This is a genomic window from Actinomadura logoneensis, from assembly GCF_003428695.1.
GTDB lineage: Bacteria > Actinomycetota > Actinomycetes > Streptosporangiales > Streptosporangiaceae > Spirillospora > Spirillospora logoneensis.
In genome coordinates, this window is sequence record NZ_QURH01000868.1 from 1 (window position 1) to 5,901 (window position 5,901).

The window sequence follows — 5,901 nt, forward strand, 5'->3', positions numbered from 1 at the left end:
CGCGGGCCATCAGCTCGCCGAGCGGCGCGGCGGAGTCGGCCGCGCCCGGACCGAGCACGGCGATGATCGCGAACGCGAGCAGCAGGTACAGCACGCCGACGACGGCCACCGCCGCGCCCGTCGCGCGCGGCAGGTCGCGCGCGGGGCGGCGGAACTCGGCGGCCAGGTGCGTGATCGCCTCCCAGCCCGCGAAGCTCCACACCAGCAGCGCCGCGGCCGGGCCGACCGCCGTCCAGCCGTGCGGGGCGAACGGGGTGAGGTTGGCGGCGCGGGCGTGCGGCAGCGCCAGCCCGACCGAGACGAGCAGCAGCGCGACCAGCACGGCGGCGAGCGCGAGCTGCATCCGCCCGGACGCCTGGACGCCGACCGCGTTGGCGGCGTTGACGACGGCCATGAGCACCGCGGCGGTGGCGAGGACGGTGGCCCGGCCGCCGCCGGCCGCCTCGGCGACGTACGCGCCGCCGAACAGCGCGGCGGCGGACGCGCCCGCCGGCATGGCGAGGTAGAAGCACCAGCCGACCACGGCGGCGGCGCGCGGGCCGAAGGCGAGCCGGGCGTAGGTGGAGACGCCGCCCGCGTCGGGGTGCCGCGCGCCGAGCGCGGCGAAGGTGGCGGCGAGCGGGATCGACATCAGCACCAGCAGGGCCCAGGCGACCAGGGAGGCGGGCCCCGCGGTGCGGGCGGCGAGCGCGGGCAGGGCGATCACGCCGGTGCCGAGGACGGCTCCCACGTACATCGCGGTCCCCTGTCCGAGGGTGAGCCGTCCCCCGGGGGCGTTGTTCGGTTCGGTGTCCTTCACGGGATCCAAGCGTCGGCCGGACGGGACCCGGCCGCCAGGGACAGAAGCGCCGTCCCGCGTAGAATTCCCGCCATGTCCAGACATATTGTTGGACTGGCCGTGGCGCCGGGGACGCCGGTGTTCGAGCTGGCCATCCCCTGCGAGGTCTTCGGGCTCGACCGCAGCGACCTGGTGGAACCCTGGTACGAGCTGCGGACCTACGCCGCCGAGCCGGGGCCGCTGCCGTCCACCGGCGGGCTCAGCCTGTACGCCGCGCACCGCCTCGGCGACCTGCCGGAGGCCGACACGGTCGTGGTCGCGGCGCTGTCCCGGCAGGCGCAGCTCGCCCCGCCGCCCGAGCTGGTCGCGGCCGTCCGGGAGGCGCACCGGCGGGGCCGCCGGATCCTCGCGCTGTGCACGGGCACCTACATCCTGGCCGCCGCCGGGCTGCTGGACGGGCGGCGCGCGACGACGCACTGGATGAACGCCGGGGACTTCGCGCACCGCTTCCCGGACGTCGAGCTCGACCCCGGGCCGCTCTACATCGACCACGGCGACGTGATCACCACGGCGGGCTCGGGCGCGGCGATCGACGTGTGCCTGCACCTGCTGCGCCGGGACCACGGCGCGGCCGTCGCGGCCGAGGTGGCGCGGCGGATGGTCGTCCCGCCGCACCGGGAGGGCGCCCGGCCGCAGATCACCCGTCCGGCGGTGGCGGGCCGCGACCGGGACGGCGGCCTCGCGCCGGTGCTGGAGTGGGCGGCCGGGCGGCTGCACCTGCCGCTGACCGTCGCCGAGCTCGCCCGCGCCGCGCACATGAGCGAGCGCACCCTGCTGCGCCGGTTCCGCGACGCGCTCGGCGTGTCACCGCTGCAGTGGCTGCTCCAGCAGCGGATTCGGCTGGCGCAGGAACTGCTGGAGACGACGGATCTGCCGGTCGAGGAGGTCGCCCGCCGGACCGGGTTCGGCAGCGCGGCCAACCTGCGCTACCACTTCGTCCGGGTGGCGGGGCTGTCCCCGCAGTCGTACCGGCACGTGTTCCGCTACCGTCCGGCCGCGGCGGAAGCGGAAACGGCCGCGGCAGCCGCAGCGGCCGCAGCCGCAGCCGCAGCGGGCGGTGGGGACGCGAACGGCCAGGACGCGCTCGCGCGGACGCGCCTGGTCGCGCGGTCCTGAGACGGGCAGCGGCCCTGAGGCGGTCAGTCGACCGCGCCCAGGGTGATGCCCTCCACGATGTGCCGCTGTGCGGCGACCGCGACCAGCAGCACCGGGACGATCGCGATGAGCGACGCCGACATGATGAGGTTGTACTGCGTCTGCGTGGTCATCTGGGCCTGGAACACCGCGAGCCCCTGCGAGACCACCTGCATCCTCGTGGTGTTCACCGCGATCAGCGGGAACAGGAAGTTGTTCCAGTTCTGCAGGAACAGGATGATCCCGAGCGCCGCCGTCGCGGGCCGCGCGAGCGGGGCGTACACCTGCCAGAAGATACGCAGCTCGGACGCGCCGTCGACGCGGGCGGCCTCGCCGAGCTGCTGCGGCGTGCCCAGGAAGAACTGCCGGAACAGGAACGTCCCGAGGCCGGAGGCGATGTTCGGGACGATCAGGCCCTGGTAGGTGTTCAGCCAGTGCAGGTCGCCGAGGATCTGCGCCACCGGGACGATGACCGCGCTGAACGGGATCATCAGCCCGCTCAGCGCGAGGACGAACAGCGTCCGGCGGCCGGGGAAGTCGAACATCGCGAACGCGTAGCCCGCGAGCATCCCGGCGGCGAGCTGGCCGAGCGTCGCCCCGACCGCGAACACGACGGTGTTGGCGAACCAGCGCGCGAACGGCGCCTGGCCCCACGCGTCCGGGATGTTCGACCAGTGCCACTCCGACGGCCACAGCGACGCGGCCGGGTTGACGATCTGGGCGTTGGTCTTGACGGCGGTCAGCACCATCCAGACCAGCGGGAACATCACGATGAGCACCGCGAGCGCGAGCAGCGCGTGGACCGCCGCGCGGCGGGCCAGGATCCTAGGCACGGTCGTCCCTCCGGCCGAGCACGGCGATCTGCAGCCCGGTGACCGCGAGCGAGACGAGGAACAGCAGCATCCCCATCGCGTCCGCGCGGCCCGCGTCGAACTTGGCGAAGCCCTCGTCGTACACGTAGTAGAGCGCGGTGCGCGTCGCGCCGCCGGGGCCGCCGCCGGTGAGCACGTAGATCTGGGTGAAGGTCTGCAGCCCGGTCAGCGTCGTGACGACCAGGATGAGCAGGGTGTCGCGGCGCAGCATCGGCCACTGCACGTGCCGGAACCGCTGCCAGCCGCCCGCGCCGTCCACGCTCGCCGCCTCCAGCACGTCCTGCGGGAGGGTCTTCAGCGCGGCGAGGTAGAGGATGACGTTCTGCCCGAAGAACTGCCAGGTGCCGAACAGGACGACCATCGCCAGCGCGGGCCCGGGCCGGGACATCCAGTCGACCTCGTCCAGGCCGGCCCCGGACAGCAGCCGGTTCACCAGGCCGAACCGGGGCGCGAACAGGTTGGACCAGATCAGCGCGGTCGCGACGGCCGGCACCACGAGCGGGATGACGAACGGCGCGCGCAGCCTCCCCGCCCCCGGCACCCGCGCGTTCAGCAGCAGCGCCAGCACCAAGCCGAGGACCATCGTCGCCAGCACGAACGCGACGGTGTACTCGGCGGTGACGCCGAGCGCCCGGCCGCCGCCCTCGGCGAGCATGTCCCGGTAGTTGCGGAGGCCGACGAACCGCAACGACGTCCCGAAGACGTTGCCCTTCTGCAGGCTGCGCCACCCGAGCATCACCAGCGGGACGATCGAGAACAGCACGGTCAGCAGGACGGTCGGCGCGACGAACAGGTACGCCAGCCCCCAGGTGCGCCGGTCGGCCCGGGACCGTCCGGAGGCACGGGAGCGTCCGGAGAGCCGGACGCGGCCGGCGCTCCGGACGGCGACCCTGCTCAGCCCTGCTCCTTCAGCGCCTTGTCGGCCTTCCCGGCGGCGTTCGCGAGCGCCTGCTGCGCGGTCTGCCGTCCGCGCAGCGCCTTGCTGATCTCGGTGTAGAGCGCCTCGGACACCGCGTTGTAGGCGGGGGTCATCGGACGCCCCTTGCCGAACTTCAACCCGTCGGCGAACGTCTGGTAGTACGGGTCCTTGGCGATGTGCTCCTTCAGCTCGGGCTGCTGGAGCTGGTCCGGCGCGGACGGCAGGCCGCCGTTCGCGGCGGCGAGGTGCGCGCCGACCTGCGGCCGGGCCAGGTACCGGATGAACTCCAGGCCCGCCCGCTCCTGCGCCCTGGAGGTCTTCAGCAGCGCCGCGACCTCCATCCCGACCGAGGTGGACGGGCCCGCGTCGCCGCGCGGCAGCGGCGCGACGCCGAAGTCGAGCCCGGCCTTCTTGAAGGTGTCCACGGCCCACTGGCCGTTGGCCATCATCGAGACGGTGTGGCTGGCGAACGCGGGCGCGCCGTCGAAGCTGCCGGCCTGGGCGAAGCTGGTCGTCGGCGCCGCCTTGGCGGTCATCAGGTCGACCCAGGTCTGCAGCGCCTTGACGCCCTGCGGGGTGTTGAACGCCGACCGGGTGCCGTCCGGGGTCAGCAGGTCGCCTCCGTTGGCGCGCAGCAGCGGCGTCCACGCGAAGGTGATCCACTCGGCCTCGCCGAGCGGGACGTAGTAGCCGAACCGCTTCTTGCCCGGGTCGGTGAGCTTCTTGGCGTCCTCGACGAGCTCGGCCCAGGTCGCGGGCGGGTTGGCGATGCCCGCTTCCTTGAAGTCCTTCTTGTTGTAGAACAGCACGATGTCGCCGACGCCGGAGCGCGCGAACCCGAGCTGCTTGCCCTTGTAGAACAGCGCGTCCTTGATGCCCGGGTACAGCCCGGCGGTCTCCTGCTTGAGGTCGCCGTCCAGCGGGATGAGCTTGCCGCTCTGCGCGATCTCCGGCAGGTCGGAGGCGTTCTGGGTGAGCAGGACGGTCGGCTGGGTGTTCGACTTGATCGCCGAGACGACCTTGGGGAGGTACTGGTCGGCGCTCGCGATGAACTGCCCCTTGGAGTGCAGGCCGGGGTGCGCCTTGGCGAAGTCGGCGTCGATCCGGCTGATCTGCTCCGGCGTCCAGCTCGTCGTCCAGTAGGTGAACGTGGCGGATCCGCCGCCGCCGGACGCGTCGTCCGACGAGCCGCCGCCGCAGGCGGCGACGGCGAGCAGAAGGGTGGCGACCGCGGCGGCGGGTCGCAGGATTCGGAGGGGCCGCTCAAGCATGGTGATCACTATCCGGTCGCCTCTCCGGCGTCGTCAAGGGTTTCGGACGGAATTCTTCACTTTTTTGGTAGAAAATCATATGAGCACCGTGAACCGGACCGTCGCCGCCGCCGCGGGCCGCCGCGCCGAGGCCGCGGTGATCCGGTGCACGCCGGGCGGGAGCGCCCCGGCGACCAGCTCGTGGTCCTGGTTCACGGCGTAGTTGAACGTCCCCCGCCGGTCGGTGACGCACGGGTGCGGCGCGCGGCGCGAGCCGTCCAGGACGAGCCGGACGGTCTCGCCGGGACGCCACCCCGAGCCGTGCACGACGAAGGTGGTCGAGCCGTCGCCGTGGGGCTGGTTCACCACGAGCCGCGGCGTCGTCCCCGGACGGTCGTTCTCGCCGCCCGCCGGCGGCGGCGGGTCGCCCTCGTTCCGCTGGGCGAGCACCGGCCGGCGGTCGGGCGGCCGGTCCGTCCGGTCGCCGCCGGGCGTGAGGACGCGGCCGAGCAGCGCGCCGACCCCGATGAGGACCGCGGCGAGCACCGCGGCGGTCAGCGGCGTCGCGAGCGCGCCCGGCCGCCTCCGCCGCCCCTCCCCGTTCGTCCCGTGCCGCGAGAACGGGCCGTCGGTGCCGAACGCGCCGCCGTCCCTGCCGGGCATCGGGTCTCCGGGGCGGACGTCCCGTGGGGAGGGAGCGCCGTTCCACCCGTCCGGCGCGCGCGGGTCCTCGGCGTCGGGAGGGCCGGCGGAGCGGGGCGGCGCCGCGAACCGGGAGGGCTGGGTGAACCGGACGGTCGGCCCGGCGCGGTGCGCGTCCACGACGGCCAGCGCGGCGGCGGGCAGGTAGGCGCGCGCCGGGTCGGGGCCGGTGTCGGGCCGCAGGTC

General features: G+C 74.1%; 5 protein-coding genes and 1 pseudogene. 1 reads left to right on the forward strand and 5 read right to left on the reverse strand.

Going from position 1 to position 5,901, the window contains the following annotated elements; translation table 11 throughout:
• Positions 1-799, reverse strand: a 799-nt coding sequence (locus DZF91_RS29315; RefSeq protein WP_199486968.1) for an APC family permease, incomplete at its 3' end; no start/stop codon positions are given.
• A gap of 72 nt (positions 800-871) precedes the next feature.
• Here DZF91_RS29315 and DZF91_RS29320 point away from each other — a divergent pair.
• Positions 872-1,954, forward strand: coding sequence for a GlxA family transcriptional regulator (locus tag DZF91_RS29320; protein ID WP_117360349.1), 1,083 nt, complete (start codon positions 872-874; stop codon positions 1,952-1,954).
• 23 nt (positions 1,955-1,977) lie between these two features.
• Here the strand turns inward: DZF91_RS29320 and DZF91_RS29325 are convergent, their stop codons facing one another.
• The 4 genes and pseudogenes from DZF91_RS29325 to DZF91_RS39115 all read right to left on the reverse strand — a co-directional run.
• On the reverse strand, positions 1,978-2,805 hold the full coding sequence (locus DZF91_RS29325; protein ID WP_117360350.1) for a carbohydrate ABC transporter permease: 828 nt from the start codon (positions 2,803-2,805) through the stop codon (positions 1,978-1,980).
• Positions 2,798-3,607 (reverse strand): carbohydrate ABC transporter permease, encoded by an 810-nt coding sequence (locus DZF91_RS29330; protein ID WP_117360351.1) that lies wholly within the window; start codon positions 3,605-3,607, stop codon positions 2,798-2,800. The genes DZF91_RS29325 and DZF91_RS29330 overlap by 8 nt, the downstream gene beginning before the upstream one ends.
• Positions 3,608-3,738: 131 nt before the next feature.
• Positions 3,739-5,034 carry an ABC transporter substrate-binding protein gene (locus DZF91_RS29335; RefSeq protein WP_147341436.1) on the reverse strand — a complete coding sequence of 432 codons (1,296 nt, stop codon included), beginning with the start codon at positions 5,032-5,034 and terminating at the stop codon, positions 3,739-3,741.
• 75 nt (positions 5,035-5,109) lie between these two features.
• A pseudogene (locus DZF91_RS39115) lies at positions 5,110-5,901 on the reverse strand (hypothetical protein); the annotation flags it as partial.